Below are 14679 nucleotides of genomic sequence, written 5' to 3' on the forward strand. Positions count from 1 at the left end.
CTCTCGAGGAGAGCGATACGCCATGACCGAGACTACCAATGTTCTTGCTTTCCGTCAGCCGTCCGCGGTTGATGATCCACTGACCGATATCGTTCGTGCCGGCGCGCGGGACCTGCTTGCCAGGGCGATCGAGATCGAGGTTGGCGCGTTTCTGGCCAGCACGGCCAATCTGACGCTGCCCGACGGTCGAGCGCGCCTGGTCCGACATGGGCACGGTCCGGTGCGCGAGATTGCGACCGGCATCGGTCCGGTGGAGGTCGCTCGTCCCAAGGTCCGCGACCGCGGAGCGAGCGGGCCAGGCGACCGCCTCCGCTTCAGTTCGGCAATCCTGCCGCTATGGGCGCGGCGGACGAAGAGCCTGGATGCCTTGATCCCGGTCCTCTATTTGCGCGGCATCTCGACCGGCGACTTCCAGGAGGCGCTCTCGGCGCTGCTCGGCAAGGATGCGCCGAACCTGTCGCCTTCGGTGATCGCCGGCCTGAAGGCCGATTGGCAGGTCGAGTACGAACGCTGGCAGAGACGCGATCTGTCGGCGCGTCGCTATGTCTACATCTGGGCCGATGGCGTGTACCTGCAGGCCCGCATGGAAGATCACAGCGAATGCATGCTGGTGCTGATTGGCACCACGCCGGAAGGCAAGAAGGAGCTGATCGGCTTCCAGGTCGGCGTGCGCGAGAGCGCGCAGAGCTGGCGCGAACTCCTGATCGACCTGCGGCAACGCGGGTTACGGATTGCCCCGCAACTCGCCATCGGCGACGGCGCCCTCGGCTTCTGGAAGGCACTGGACGAGGCCTTTCCCGGCACGCGGCACCAACGATGCTGGTGCCATAAAGTGAGCAACGTACTCGACAAGGTCGCCAAATCCGTGCAGGGCCCCATGAAGAACGACCTGCGGAACATCTATCTGGCCCCACACCGGGCCGAAGCTGAAACCGCGATCGACGTCTTCGTCGAGAAATACCACGTCAAATACGGACGTGCGGTGGAGTGCCTGATCAAGGATCGCCATGCGCTGCTCGCCTTCTTCGACTTCCCTGCTGAGCACTGGATCCACCTACGCAGCTCGAACCCGATCGAGAGCGTCTTCGCCACGGTGCGCCACCGAACGGTGCGGACCAAGGGATCGCTGTCGCAACAAACTGCGAAGCTGATGGTGTTCAAGCTCATCGACGCCGCATCGAAGACCTGGCGGCGATTGAAGAGCACGAACCAGTTGCCGAAAGTCATCGCCGGTGTAAAGTTCATCGACGGAATCGAAGTCATTCCGAACACTGAAAGCCACGCCGCCTGATCAGGCCGCGTCACCCAAAATCAGCCATAGCTCACAACGGCAGGCCGGGTATCGCGACCCGATTCATGATCGGATTGCTGCTGCTCAAGCACATCTACGGCCTGTCCGATGAGGGGGTGTGCGAGCGCTGGGTCCACGATCCGTACTTCCAGTTCTTCACAGGCGAAGAGTTTTTCCAGCACGTTTTCCCGCATGAGCGCTCAGACCTGAGCCACTGGCGCAAGCGGCTCGGCGACAAGCTGGAGCGGTTGTTGGCCGAGAGCCTTCGGGTGGCGCACGCGAGCGGTGCGTTGCGCAGCCAGGACCTCAAGCGGGTCACGGTCGACACGACCGTCCAACCGAAGGCCATCAGCTTTCCGACCGACGCCAAGCTGCTGCATGCAGCGATCCGCGGGTTGAACCGCCTGGCGAGGAAGCACGGGGTCAGGCTCCGGCAATCCTATATTCGCGTGGCCAAAAGCGCGGCAATGATGGCGGGCCGCTACGCTCATGCCAAACAATTCAACCGGCATCAGCGACAGCTGCGCCTTCTGCGCAGCCGGCTGGGCCGGATCATCCGCGACATTCGCCGCAAGACCGAGGGCCAGCCCGCACTGGAGGAGGCATTCGCCCTGCCGCTGAGCCGAGCCACCCAGATCCGCTCGCAGCAGCAGCGCCAGCGCGGCTTCAAGCTGTATTCCTTCCATGCTCCTGTCAATCGGCCTGTAAATTTGACCCCTCATCGGCGTCCAATTTTGACCCCTTCGTGCGCCGCGGTTTGACGGTAGCGCTCGGCTCGTTGGAGCTGGCCGGGATAGCGGAGACGAGACGAGCGCGGGTGGCGTGATCGTCGTCGCGGCTTTTGAAGCGCCAGCTGTCATTGCCGGTCTCGACGATGTCACAGTGATGGGTCAACCGATCGAGCAGCGCGGTGGTCATTTTGGCGTCGCCGAACACGCTCGGCCATTCGCCGAAGGCGAGATTGGTGGTCACGATGACGGAGGCGCGCTCATAGAGCCGGCTGACGAGGTGGAAGAGAAGCTGGCCACCGGACTGGGCGAAGGGCAAATAGCCGAGTTCATCCAGCACAATGAAGTCCATCCGGGTCAGATGCTCGGCGAGCCGTCCTTGCCGTCCGTTGCGGGTCTCGGTCTCGAGGCGATTGACGAGGTCGACTACGTTGAAGAAGCGGCCGCGGGCACCGGATCGGATGCAGCTTCTGGCGATGGCAATGGCCAGGTGGGTTTTGCCTGTGCCGGTGCCGCCAACCAGCACGACGTTGCGTTGTTGGGCGATGAAGCCGCCGCCAGCAAGATCATTGACGAGTGTCTGATTGATCGGCGTGCCGTCGAACTGGAAGTCGGCGATGTCCTTGGCAAGCGGAAGCTTGGCAATGGTGAGCTGGTATTTGATCGACCTGGCTTGCTTCTCGTTGATCTCGGCGTTGAGCAGGTCGCCGACAATGCGCTGAGGTTCGTGCTGGCGCTTGACGGCAGTTGCCATGATCTCGTCGAAGGCAGCCTTCATGCCGTAGAGCTTGAGTTCGCCCATGAGGTCGAAGATTTGGGTTCGTTCCATCAGATGGTCCTCCGGAGGTTGTCGTAGCGGGCACAATCGGCGATCGGTGCATGACGGAGCGTCAGTGCGGCCGGCGTCATGATGTTGGCCGGTGGGGCGGGTTCACGTTGACGGGCCAGGATATTGAGAACGACATCGGCCGAATGGACGCTGTGACTGAGCGCTTCGGCACAGGCCGCTTCCACCGCGGGCAGACCGTCAGTCAGCACCGCGTTGAGGATGTCGACCATCTGTCGATTGCCGTCGTCGGTGCTGGCAAGCTTGCGCCGGATCCGCTCGATCGCGGCTGGCAGCACCCAGTCTTTGAAGGGAGCACCGTTGCGCAAGGCGCCGGGTTTGCGGGCGAGCACCGGCACATAATGCCAGGGGTCGTAGACGGTATCGCCGCGGCCAAAGGATCGCGGGTGCTCGGCAACGATGCGTCCATCCTGACGGATCACGATGCGATCGGCATAGGCTTGAACCTCGACCGGTCGCCCGACTGCGCTGGCTGCGACCGAGTACTTGTTGTTGTCGAAGCGCACCAGGCAGGTCTTCGAGACCGATGCCGTCACCGCATGGAAGCCGTCGAAGCGGCCGGCATAGGGAACGAGTTTGGGGCGTTCGGCTTCGAACACTTCCCAGATCGTCTGATCGACCAGCTCCGGATGGCGATGAACCTTGGCGTAGGCGATGCATTTGTCGAGCAGCCAGGCGTTTAACTCGTCGAGGTTTTTGAACCGCAGCCGCGGCGTGAAGAAGCGTTCCCTGACCAGCCCGACCTGGTTCTCGACCTGCCCCTTCTCCCAGCCCGACGCTGGCGTGCAGGCGACCGGATCGACCAGATAGTGGCTGCACATCTGCAGGAAGCGGCGATTGTAGAGACGCCCTTTACCGACGAAGATCGTCTCTACGGCGGTCTTCATGTTGTCGTAGATGCCGCGGGTGCAGGTGCCTTTGAACAGGGCGAACGCCCGGTCGTGGGCGTCGAACACCATCTCCTGCGTCTCCCGCGGATAGGCCCGCACGAACAGCATGCGGCTGTGACAGAGCCGGACATGGGCGGCCTTCACCATCACCGTGGTGCCGCTCAGCAAGACCACCTCGTGGCTCCAGTCGAACTGGTAGGCTTCGCCTGGGGCAAAGCTTAGCGGGACATAAGCAGCCGCGGTCGATTGCCCGCGTTCCTTGCTCCACCGCCTGGCGTAACGCCGCACCGCATCGTAGCCGCCGTCATAGCCACGGCTGCGCAGCTCTTCGAAGATCCGGATTAACGTCAGCTGTTCACGAGCCGGTTTGGCCGCGTTCGCCGCCAGCAGTCCGTCGAGCTCTACTGCCCATCGTCCCAGCTTTGGCCGCGGCTGCACTTGCCGCTCGTACTCGAAGGAGGTCTCTCCTGACCTCAGCACCTTCCGGACCGTGTTCCGCGACACCTTCAGGTCACGGGCAATCTCCTTGATCGTCTTGCCCTTGATGAAGTGCTCGCGCCGAATCCGCGCAATCGTCTCCACGATCAGCATCCTCGACCACCTGCTTCATTCCAAAGCAGGCAGCGCAACAGACCAACCTATAGGGGGTCAATTTTGGACGCCGATCCCCCGGCTTAGGGGGTCAATATTGCAGGCCGAATGACATGCTCCGGAGGTCGAGTGCATCGGCAAGGGCAAGGCCGCCGCGCCCTATGAGTTCGGCGTGAAGGCATCCATCGTCACCAACAACCAAAGAGCTCCCGGCGGCTTGTTCGTGCTCCACGCCTGCGCGCTGCCGGACAACCCCTACGACGGTCACACCCTTCGCGACGTCATCGAGCGCACCGAGAGCCTCACCGGCTGCCCGATCGAACGGGCCTATGTCGACAAGGGATATCGCGGCCACGACACACAAAATCCCCGCCGCGTCTTCATCTCGGGCCAGAAGCGCGGCGTCTTCGGCGTCATCAAGCGCGAGCTACGCCGCCGTTCAGCCATCGAGCCCATCATCGGACACATGAAGAACGAAGGTCACCTTGGCCGCTGCTATCTCAAAGGCCGCGCCGGAGATGCCGCTAACGTTCTCCTCTCGGCCGTTGGCCACAACCTCCGCCGTGTCCTGGCTTGGCTCAGAGACCTTTTGTCCCTCTTCCTGCTCTCACTCTGGCCAACGCTCAACTGTCCAGTTCAGCCCAATTCGGCTTATTAACGATCGACGTTTTCCAGATAGCTACCGCCGACATCGGAGTGGTTTCCGGCGAACCACACCTGCTGCAGCCAATCCGGATGCTTCAAATATCGCGCAAGGGCTGCCCCGCCCATTCTGCGCGAGAGTAGGCCTTTGTCGGGCACCTGCTGCGCCGGATGTCGGCATTGAGACTTAATGCCAGAAACCTGCCACTACGCGCCGCTACGAAGTGCCTGCTGAGCCTGTGAATCCACTTCGGCACACGATTTGCTCTGTTCACCGCATCATCACCAATCGCAGTGCGACGGTTTTCGGGACGGGCACTATATTAGCGGACACTTCAGTGGCGGGTACGGTCGAACTTCTTTCACCCATCCCTGCGGTCAGTCGATCTATGGCGATGCCGACAGGTTCGATGTCACCCGGCGGCATAACCCGCACCTGTCGTTCGGCCAGGGGCCGCATGTCTGCCTGGGCGGTTCACCGGCGCGCCTGGATTGCGATGCGCCTTCCCCGCTGTTCGTGCGGCTGGAGATCTGGCGCTGACCATCGCCGCGGAGGACGTCGTCTACATGAGTCTTACGTCATTCGCTGCCCGCAGCGGCTGCCGATCACCTTTCGCCCTTCCATCGCCTAGAGAGTGAAGTGTCACCATGTCCGAACAACCCTTGCCGACGCTGCCGAAGTGGCGCGTCGATCACATCGAGCCCTCGCCCGAGATGTTGGCGCTACGCGCCAACGGTCCGATCCACCGCGTGCGTTTCCCGTCCGGGCACGACGGCTGGTGGGTGACGGGCTACGACGAGGCCAAGGCGGTGCTGTCCGACGCGGCGTTCCGGCCCGCGGGAATGCCGCCGGCGGCCTTCACCCCGGATTCGGTGATTCTGGGTTCGCCGGGTTGGCTGGTCTCGCATGAGGGGGGCGAGCATGCTCGGTTACGCGCGATCGTGGCGCCGGCCTTCAGCGATCACAGGGTGAGGCTGCTCGCGCAGCAGGTCGAGGCGATCGCCGCGCACTTGTTCGAGGCGCTGGCGGCCCAGCCCCAGCCTGCCGACCTGCGGCGCCATCTCTCTTTTCCACTTCCGGCCATGGTCATCAGCGCGCTGATGGGCGTGCACTACGAGGATCACGCCTTTTTCGCAGGGCTGTCCGACGAGGTGATGACGCACCAGCATGAAAGCGGCCCGCGTCGCGCGTCGCGCCTGGCCTGGCAAGAACTGCGTGTCTACATTCGCGGCAAGATGCGGGACAAGCGCCAGGATCCGGGCGACAACGTGCTTACGGATCTGCTCGCGGCGGTCGACCAGGGCAAGGCGAGCGAGGAAGAGGCTATCGGCCTGGCGGCGGGCATGCTGGTGGCTGGGCACGAGAGCACCGTCGCGCAGATCGAATTTGGCCTGCTGGCCATGTTCCGCCATCCGCAACAGCGCGAACGCCTGGTCGGCGATCCATCCCTGGTGGACAAGGCGGTGGAGGAAATCCTGCGCATGTACCCGCCAGGTGCGGGCTGGGACGGCATCATGCGCTATCCGAGGACCGACGTGACCATCGCGGGCGTGCATATTCCCGCGGAGAGCAAGGTGCTGGTCGGCCTGCCGGCGACGTCGTTCGATCCGCGCCATTTCGACGACCCGGAAATCTTCGACATCGGACGTGACGGTAAGCCGCACCTGGCGTTCTCCTACGGGCCGCACCACTGCATCGGCGTGGCGCTCGCCAGGCTGGAACTCAAGGTGGTGTTCGGTTCGATCTTCCAGCGCTTTCCCGCGCTGCGCCTGGCCGTGGCGCCGGAAGAACTGAAGTTGCGCAAGGAGATCATCACTGGCGGGTTCGAGGAGTTCCCGGTGCTCTGGTGATGCGCAGACGCCGCCAGGGATCGCGATCTTCTCCGCAATTTGCCGGCGCGCCTGGCGCGCGCCGGGCAGATCAGTCAGCCAACAGGTAACCTAGATGGACGTGCAAGAAACCACGGCAGCATGCCGGGACGCCTTCGCCGAACTGGCGTCGCCAGCGTGCCTCCACGACCCGTATCCGTTCATGCGGTGGTTGCGCGAGCACGATCCGGTGCATCGCGCGGCATCGGGCCTCTTTCTGTTGAGCCGCCACGCCGACATCTACTGGGCGCTCAAGGCCACGGGCGATGCGCTTCGGGCACCGGCGCCGGGCGAACTGGCGCGCTATTTCCCGCGTGCGGCGACCAGCCTGTCGCTCAATCTGCTGGCGTCCACGCTAGCGATGAAGGATCCACCGACGCATACGCGTCTGCGCCGGCTGATCTCGCGCGATTTCACCATAGGCCAGATCGACAACCTGCGGCTGAGCATCGCGCGCATCGTCGCAGCGCGCCTGGACGGCATGGCGCCCGCGCTGGAGCGCGGGGAGGTGGTGGACCTGCATCGGGAATTCGCGCTGGCCTTGCCCATGTTGGTCTCCGCCGAATTGTTCGGCATGCCCCCGGACGACATGTTCGGGCTCGCCGCCGGCATCGGCGCCATTCTGGAAGGCCTGCGCCCGCACGCCAGCGATCCCCAGCTCGCCGCGGCGGACGCGGCCAGCGCCAGGGTGCTAGCCTACTTCGGCGACCTCATACCGCGCAAGCGCTCCGATCCCCGCCACGACATCGTGTCGATGCTGGTCGGCGCGCATGACGACGATGCCGACAGGCTGTCGGATGCGGAGTTGATCGGCATGCTGTGGGGCATGCTGCTGGGCGGCTTCACCACCACTGCTGCGGCCATCGACCATGCGGTCCTGGCGATGCTGGCGTATCCCGAACAGCGGCACTGGCTGCAGGGAGACGGCGTGGGGGTAAAGGCATTCGTAGAAGAAGTCCTGCGCTGCGACGCGCCCGTTATGTTCAGCTCCATTCCACGTATCGCCCAGCGCGACATCGAACTGGGCGGCGCGGTGATCCCGAAGAACGCGGACGTGCGCGTGCTGGTCGCGGCCGGCAATCGCGACCCGGACGCCTTCGCCGATCCCGACCGCTTCGATCCCGCGCGGTTCTGCGGCACCAGTCCTGGCATGTCGACCGACGGGAAGATCATGCTGAGCTTCGGTCACGGCATTCACTTCTGCCTCGGTGCGCAACTGGCCCGGGTGCAGTTGGCCGAGAGCCTGCCGCGGATCCAGGCTCGCTTCCCCACGCTGGCGTTGGCCGAGCAGCCGACCCGGGAGCCGTCCGCGTTCCTTAGGACGTTCCGCGCGCTATCGGTGCGGCTGCATGCGCAGGGGGGCTGAGATGCGCGTCGTGGTCGACCAGGATCTGTGCGGAACCACCGGGCAATGCGTGCTGACGCTGCCGGGCACCTTTCGGCAGCGCGAACCGGACAGCGTGGCCGAAGTGTGCGTCGCGAAGGTCCCGCAGGCGCTTCACGCGGCCGTGCGGCTCGCGGCCAGCCAGTGCCCGGTCGCCGCCATTCGGGTCATCGAAAGCGACGCTGGCGATGACGAGCGCGCCAGCGCCGACCCTGCGCCTTCTCCGGCGGAGGCCGAGCGGCATGCCGCGAAAGACCAACGCAATCCAGGAGGACACGATGGGACGGTTTGAAGGCAAGGTGGCCGTGGTGACCGGCGCCGGCGCCGGCATCGGCAAGGCATGCGCCCGCGCCATTGCGCGCGAGGGCGGCAGAGTGGTGGTGGCCGACATTGATGGCTCGGCGGCCAGGGCCTGCGCCGCGCAGATCGCGGCCGAAGCGGGCGACGCGCTGGCCCTGCCCATCGACATCGCCAATGCGCAGGCGGTGGCAGCGCTGTTCGAGACGGCGGAGCGGCAATTCGGTGGGGTCGACCTGCTGGTGAACAACGCGAGCGCCATGCATCTGACCCCGCGCGACCGCGCGATCCTCGACCTGGACCTGACGGTCTGGGATCAGACCATGGCGACCAATCTGCGTGGCACGCTGCTCTGCTGCCGGCAGGCCATCTCAAGGATGATCGCCCGCGGCGGTGGCGCGATCGTCAACATGTCGTCGTGCCAGGGGCTTAGCGGTGACACCGCGCACACGTCCTACGCCGCGTCGAAGGCGGCGATGAATATGCTGTCGGTCTCGCTCGCCACCCAGTACGGTCATGCGCAGATCCGCTGCAACGCGGTTGCGCCGGGTCTCATCATGACCGAGCGTCTCGTCGCCAAGCTGGACGAGTGCATGCAACGGCATCTGCGCCGGCACCAGCTCCTGCCGCGCGTCGGCCGCCCCGAGGACGTGGCCGCGCTGGTGGCGTTCCTGCTCTCCGACGATGCTGCGTTCATCACCGGCCAGGTCGTGTGCATCGACGGCGGCATGCTGGCGCATGTGCCGACGTACGCCGACGGTGGCAACAGCCGCGCCGCGCGGCCTGCCGGCGACACCGCCGAAGCGGCCGCGGCGCCGCGCGGCTGATGGACATGCTGCTCAACCCACTGGACCGCCGGCACCGGCTTCGGTGCGATATCCCGGTCGTGCCCGGCGCTTTCCCCCTTGTCGGGCATCTTCCCGCCATCGTCTGCGACCTGCCGCGCCTGCTGCGGCGCGCGGAACGGACGCTGGGCAGCTACTTCTGGCTGGATTTCGGCCCTGTCGGACACCAGATGACGTGCATGGATCCGGATGCGTTCGCATTGCTCCGGCACAAGGACGTGTCCTCGGCGCTGATCGAAGAGATCGCGCCCGAGTTGCTTGGTGGAACGTTGGTCGCCCAGGACGGCCGCGCGCACCGGCAGGCGCGCGATGCGATCAAGGCGGCGTTCCTCCCCAAGGGGCTGACCGAGGCCGGCATCGGCGATCTGTTCGCGCCTGTCATCCGGGCCCGGGTGCAGGCGTGGCGCGACCGCGGCGACGTAACCATCCTGCGCGAAACCGGCGACCTGACGCTCAAGCTCATCTTCAGCCTCATGGGAATCCCCGCGCAAGACCTGCCGGGATGGCATCGCAAGTACCGGCAACTGCTGCAGTTGATCGTCGCGCCCCGGATCGACCTGCCCGGACTGCCCTTGCGGCGCGGCCGCGCCGCCCGCGACTGGATCGACGCGCAGTTGCGCCAATTCGTCCGCGAAGCGCGCGCGCAGGCCGCGCGCACCGGGTTGATCAACGACATGGTGAGCGCCTTCGATCGCAGCGACGATACGCTCTCCGATAACGTCCTAGTCGCCAATATCCGCTTGCTGCTGCTTGGCGGTCACGAAACCACCGCCTCGACGATGGCCTGGATGGTGATCGAGCTTGCGCGGCAGCCTGGGCTATGGGACGCCCTGGTCGAGGAGGCGCAACGCGTGGGCACGGTGCCGGCACGCCCCGCGGACCTGGCGCAGTGTCCGGTCGCCGAGGCGCTGTTCCGCGAGACGCTGCGCGTGCACCCGCCGACCACGCTCCTGCTGCGGCGCGCGCTGCACGAATTGCAACTCGGCCAACGGCGCATTCCCGCGGGCACCCATCTGTGCATCCCGCTGCTGCATTTCTCGACCTCGGCGCTGCTGCACGAGGCGCCTGATCAGTTCCGCCTGGCGCGGTGGCTGCAACGCGCGGAGCCGATCCGGCCGGTGGACATGCTGCAGTTCGGTACCGGCCCACACGTCTGTATCGGCTACCACCTGGCATGGCTGGAACTGGTGCAGTTCGGGATCGCCTTGGCGCTGACCATGCACAAGGCCGGGGTGCGGCCGCGGTTGCTGAGCAGCGTCGAAAAAGGCCGGCGCTATTACCCGACCGCACATCCGTCCATGACAACCCGCATCAGATTCTCATGAGCTGGCATCGCATGCTCCGTGTGGCGAGGCAGCCGCGTCGGCGACGCGCGGCGTTTCTGCACTCGGCGCGCGCGCTCGGTGCGACGCCGGCAACACCGCGGCGGCTCGCCGCTCGCCGTGGCCGTCTCCTGTCAGATACAAGGACATGAACAACATGCAGCCCGGTTGCACGCTACACGACCGAACTGGCGTTTCCGCGCTCGGCGTTTTGGGCGCGCAGGCGCCCGGCGCATCCGGCCCGCTGCTGCCGGAGATCTGGATGCAGGACGGCGCAAAGCGGGTCGAACAGGCGCTGGCGCGCCTTCTCTGCGCCGAGGACGACGGTGAGACCGAGCTGATGGCGGCGATGCGCTACGCCACCTTGCATGGCGGGAAGCGTACCCGCGCCTTGCTCTGTCTGGCTGCCGGCGCATTGGCCGACACGCCGGCGCACATGCTCGATGACGTCGGCGCCGCCATCGAGATGATGCACGCCTGTACCCTGGTCCACGACGACCTGCCCGCGATGGACGACGACGTGCTTCGCCGCGGCCTTCCGACCGTGCACGTCAAGTTCGGCGAAGCCACAGCGATCCTGGTCGGCGATGCGCTGCAGGCGCACGCCTTCCTGACCCTGGCGAGCCTGGATGCGCCGGGCGATACCCGTATCGCGCTCGTGCGCGAACTGGCGCAGGCGGTGTCCGCCGAGGGTGGTGCCGCAAGCGGGCAGGCCATGGATTTGTCGCTGGTTGGAAAGCACGTCGAGCTGGACAGGATCGTAGCGATGCACCGGATGAAGAGCGGAGCGCTAGTGCGCGCATCCGTTCGCATGGGCGCGCTATGCGCCATCGCGGAGGATGCCGCGCACGCTGCGCTGTACTCTGCGCTCGATCGCTACAGCGCCTGTTTCGGCCTGGCGTTGCAGGTGGTCGACGACATTCTCGACGCGACGGCGGATACCGCGACCCTGGGCAAGACCCCCGGCAAGGACGCGGCGGCGCAGAAGCCGACCTGCGTGTCGATCATGGGGCTGCAGGCAGCGCACCAGTTCGTGTTGGATCTGTTGCGCGACGCCGGGGAGGCCATCGCCCCGCTGGGGTCGCGTGCGGAACGGTTGGCGCAGATCCTGCAGCGGGCCAACGCATATCTGTTCAAGCACGCGCCATGCGCATGAGTGCGCCCATCCGCATGCGGCTCGCCCCTGTGCCGCTGCGATCGGCCGGCGGCAGCGGTGCATGATGCATTGTGTCCGAGTCCGCGGCACCGATCGCAGCGGTTGCCCAGCACGGCCGCGGCGCACGCGGCGCGCTGCGCGCAAGCCTATGCGGCGGACCGGCGCTAGCATCGGGGCGCGTCGCCGCGCCGGAGCAGGGCGGCCGTCCGGCCTTTCCCATGCGCCGGGCCGCGACGGGGCCTGCGGCGACGTGCGCGGCGTCTGCCCGATCCTGGTTCGCGTCAACCGTCTGCAGAAGGAACATCCCGCGTGAACGCGCTGTCCGAACAGATCCTTTCCGAATTGCGCCACCTGCTGAGCCAGATGAGCGATGGCGGCAGCGTCGGTCCGTCCGTCTACGACACGGCGCGGGCTCTTCAATTCCACGGCAACGTCACCGGTCGACAGGACGCATATGCGTGGCTCATCGCGCAGCAACAGGCCGATGGCGGATGGGGAAGCGCGGACTTCCCGCTGTTCCGTCATGCGCCCACGTGGGCGGCGTTGCTGGCATTGCAGCGTGCCGATCCTCTTCCCGGCGCTGCCGACGCAGTCCAGGCTGCAACCCGATTCCTCCAGCGCCAGTCCGATCCCTACGCGCATGCGGTGCCGGAAGACGCGCCGATCGGCGCGGAGCTGATCCTGCCGAAGTTTTGCGGCGAGGCCGCATCCTTGGTGGGCGGCGTGGCGTTTCCGCGCCACCCGGCGCTGTTGCCGTTGTGGCAAGCGTGCCTGGTCAAGCTGGGGGCGGTGCCGACGTTGCCGAGCGGCCATCCGTTGCTGCACTCCTGGGAAGCCTGGGGGACGTCCTCGACCACCGCATGCCCGGATAACCACGGCAGCATCGGCATCAGTCCGGCGGCCACCGCCGCGTGGCGTGCGCACGCCGTGACACAGGGGAGCACGCCGCAGGTCGCGCGCGCCGATGCGTATCTGCAGGCGGCATCGCGGGCGACGCGCAGCGGCATCGAAGGTGTCGTTCCCAACGTCTGGCCGATCAATGTGTTCGAGCCATGTTGGTCGCTGTACACGTTGCATCTGGCCGGGCTGTTCGCGCATCCCGCGCTCGCCGAGGCGGTGCGCGTGATCGTCGCGCAGCTCGACGCCCGCCTGGGAGCGCGCGGTCTGGGCCCGGCCTTGCACTTTGCGGCCGATGCGGACGACACCGCCGTTGCGTTGTGCGTCCTGCACCTTGCAGGCCGCGACCCGGCGGTCGATGCGTTGCGCCATTTCGAAATCGGCGAGCTGTTCGTCACCTTCCCCGGCGAGCGCAATGCCTCGGTGTCGACCAACATCCATGCCCTGCATGCATTGCGACTGTTGGGAAAGCCCGCCGCCGGCACCAGCGCCTACGTCGAGGGCAATCGCAACCCGCACGGTCTATGGGACAACGAAAAATGGCACGTTTCGTGGCTGTATCCCACCGCGCATGCGGTCGCTGCGCTGGCGCAAGGCAAGCCCCAGTGGCGCGACGAGCGCGCGCTGGCGGCGCTGCTGCAGGCGCAGCGCGACGACGGCGGCTGGGGCGCCGGTCGCGCGTCCACATTCGAGGAAACCGCCTATGCGCTGTTCGCGTTGCACGTGATGGACGGGAGCGAAGAGCCGACAGGGCGCCGGCGCATCGCGCAGGCGGTGGCGCGTGCGCTGGAGTGGATGCTCGCCCGCCATGCGGCGCATGCATTGCCGCAGACGCCGCTGTGGATCGGCAAGGAACTGTATTGCCCCACCCGGGTCGTGCGCGTGGCCGAACTCGCCGGGTTGTGGCTAGCGCTTCGTTGGGGGCGGCGCGTCCTGGCCGAGGGAGCAGGAGCGGCGCCATGATCCAGACCGAACGCGCGCTGCAGCAGGTGCTGGAGTGGGGGCGTTCCCTGACCGGGTTCGCCGACGAGCATGCCGTGGAAGCGGTCAGAGGCGGCCAGTACATCCTGCAGCGCATCCACCCGAGCCTGCGCGACACCAGCGCCCGCACCGGCCGCGATCCGCAGGACGAAACGCTGATCGTGGCGTTCTATCGCGAACTGGCGCTGCTGTTCTGGCTCGACGATTGCAACGACCTTGGCCTGATCGCGCCGGAGCAGCTCGCCGCGGTGGAGCAGGCGCTGGGGCAGGGCGTGCCGTGCGCGCTCCCCGGATTCGAGGGCTGCGCTGTGCTGCGCGCTTCGCTGGCCGCGCTCGCCTACGATCGTCGCGACTATGCTCAGCTTCTCGACGATACCCGGTGCTACTGCGCGGCGCTGCGCGCCGGACACGCGCAGGCGGCAGGGGCGGAACGCTGGTCCTACGCCGAGTACCTGCACAACGGCATCGATTCGATCGCCTACACGAACGTATTCTGTTGCCTGTCGTTGCTGTGGGGGCTGGACATGGCGACCTTGCGCGCGCGTCCGGCGTTTCGCCAGGTCCTGCGGCTCATCTCCGCGATAGGGCGCCTGCAGAACGATCTGCATGGACGCGACAAGGACAGGTCGGCCGGTGAGGCCGACAACGCGGCGATCCTGCTGCTGCAGCGCTATCCGGCTATGCCTGTGGTGGAGTTCCTCAACGACGAGCTGGCCGGCCATACGCGCATGCTGCACCGGGTGATGGCGGAAGAACGTTTTCCCGCGCCGTGGGGACCATTGATCGAGGCCATGGCGGCAATCCGCGCGCAGTACTACCAGACCTCGACCAGCCGCTACCGCAGCGACGCTGCGGGAGGAGGCCAGCGTGCGCCGGCCTGAACGCGCGGGAGGTGGCGGCGTGCGCGCTGCCGTCGGTCCGATCCGACGCAACGCCGTC

General features: G+C 66.2%; 11 protein-coding genes and 3 pseudogenes. 11 read left to right on the top strand and 3 right to left on the bottom strand.

What is annotated here, in order from left to right; genetic code table 11:
- The first annotated feature begins 22 nt into the window (after positions 1–22).
- Together EI171_RS10760 and EI171_RS10765 are read left to right on the top strand one after the other, a co-directional pair.
- Positions 23–1291 carry an IS256 family transposase gene (locus tag EI171_RS10760; RefSeq protein WP_038952271.1) on the top strand — a complete coding sequence of 423 codons (1269 nt, stop codon included), beginning with the start codon at positions 23–25 and terminating at the stop codon, positions 1289–1291.
- A gap of 35 nt (positions 1292–1326) precedes the next feature.
- Positions 1327–1983: pseudogene (locus EI171_RS10765) on the top strand (transposase); the annotation flags it as partial.
- Position 1984: 1 nt separating this feature from the next.
- Here EI171_RS10765 and istB read toward each other — a convergent pair.
- Positions 1985–2848 carry an IS21-like element helper ATPase IstB gene (gene istB / locus EI171_RS10770; protein WP_039183785.1) on the bottom strand — a complete coding sequence of 288 codons (864 nt, stop codon included), beginning with the start codon at positions 2846–2848 and terminating at the stop codon, positions 1985–1987.
- Positions 2849–2856: 8 nt separating this feature from the next.
- A pseudogene (istA, locus tag EI171_RS10775) lies at positions 2857–4347 on the bottom strand (IS21 family transposase); the annotation flags it as partial.
- A gap of 112 nt (positions 4348–4459) precedes the next feature.
- Here istA and EI171_RS10780 point away from each other — a divergent pair.
- Positions 4460–5005, top strand: a pseudogene (locus tag EI171_RS10780) (transposase); the annotation flags it as partial.
- On the opposite strand, the gene EI171_RS46690 reads toward EI171_RS10780, so the two are convergent.
- Complete coding sequence (locus tag EI171_RS46690; protein ID WP_161536964.1) at positions 5002–5118, bottom strand: phospholipase effector Tle1 domain-containing protein; 117 nt, start codon at positions 5116–5118, stop codon at positions 5002–5004. The pseudogene EI171_RS10780 and the gene EI171_RS46690 sit on opposite strands and share 4 nt — an antisense overlap.
- Before the next feature lie 519 nt (positions 5119–5637).
- On the opposite strand from EI171_RS46690, the gene EI171_RS10790 reads away from it, so the two are divergent.
- The 8 genes from EI171_RS10790 to EI171_RS10825 all read left to right on the top strand — a co-directional run bounded on the left by EI171_RS10790 (position 5638) and on the right by EI171_RS10825 (position 14621).
- Positions 5638–6840: a cytochrome P450 gene (locus EI171_RS10790; RefSeq protein WP_161533312.1), complete on the top strand. Its 1203-nt coding sequence runs from the start codon at positions 5638–5640 to the stop codon at positions 6838–6840.
- A 94-nt stretch (positions 6841–6934) separates the two neighbouring features.
- Complete coding sequence (locus EI171_RS10795) at positions 6935–8224, top strand: cytochrome P450 (RefSeq protein WP_161533313.1); 1290 nt, start codon at positions 6935–6937, stop codon at positions 8222–8224.
- Position 8225: 1 nt separating this feature from the next.
- Positions 8226–8534: a ferredoxin gene (locus tag EI171_RS10800; protein WP_097669443.1), complete on the top strand. Its 309-nt coding sequence runs from the start codon at positions 8226–8228 to the stop codon at positions 8532–8534.
- Positions 8521–9366, top strand: a complete 846-nt coding sequence (locus EI171_RS10805; protein ID WP_097669442.1) for an SDR family oxidoreductase — start codon at positions 8521–8523, stop codon at positions 9364–9366. The genes EI171_RS10800 and EI171_RS10805 overlap by 14 nt, the downstream gene beginning before the upstream one ends.
- Positions 9366–10709: a cytochrome P450 gene (locus EI171_RS10810; protein WP_161533314.1), complete on the top strand. Its 1344-nt coding sequence runs from the start codon at positions 9366–9368 to the stop codon at positions 10707–10709. Before EI171_RS10805 ends, EI171_RS10810 begins: the two co-directional genes overlap by 1 nt.
- 145 nt (positions 10710–10854) lie before the next feature.
- A complete protein-coding gene (locus EI171_RS10815) occupies positions 10855–11862 on the top strand; it encodes a polyprenyl synthetase family protein (protein ID WP_202633125.1) in 1008 nt (335 codons plus the stop codon).
- A 309-nt stretch (positions 11863–12171) separates the two neighbouring features.
- Positions 12172–13722 (top strand): hypothetical protein, encoded by a 1551-nt coding sequence (locus tag EI171_RS10820; RefSeq protein ID WP_161533315.1) that lies wholly within the window; start codon positions 12172–12174, stop codon positions 13720–13722.
- A complete protein-coding gene (locus EI171_RS10825) occupies positions 13719–14621 on the top strand; it encodes a hypothetical protein (protein ID WP_161533316.1) in 903 nt (300 codons plus the stop codon). The genes EI171_RS10820 and EI171_RS10825 overlap by 4 nt, the downstream gene beginning before the upstream one ends.
- Positions 14622–14679 lie beyond the last annotated feature (58 nt).

This window comes from Bradyrhizobium sp. LCT2, assembly GCF_009931255.1.
Lineage (GTDB): Bacteria > Pseudomonadota > Alphaproteobacteria > Rhizobiales > Xanthobacteraceae > Bradyrhizobium > Bradyrhizobium diazoefficiens.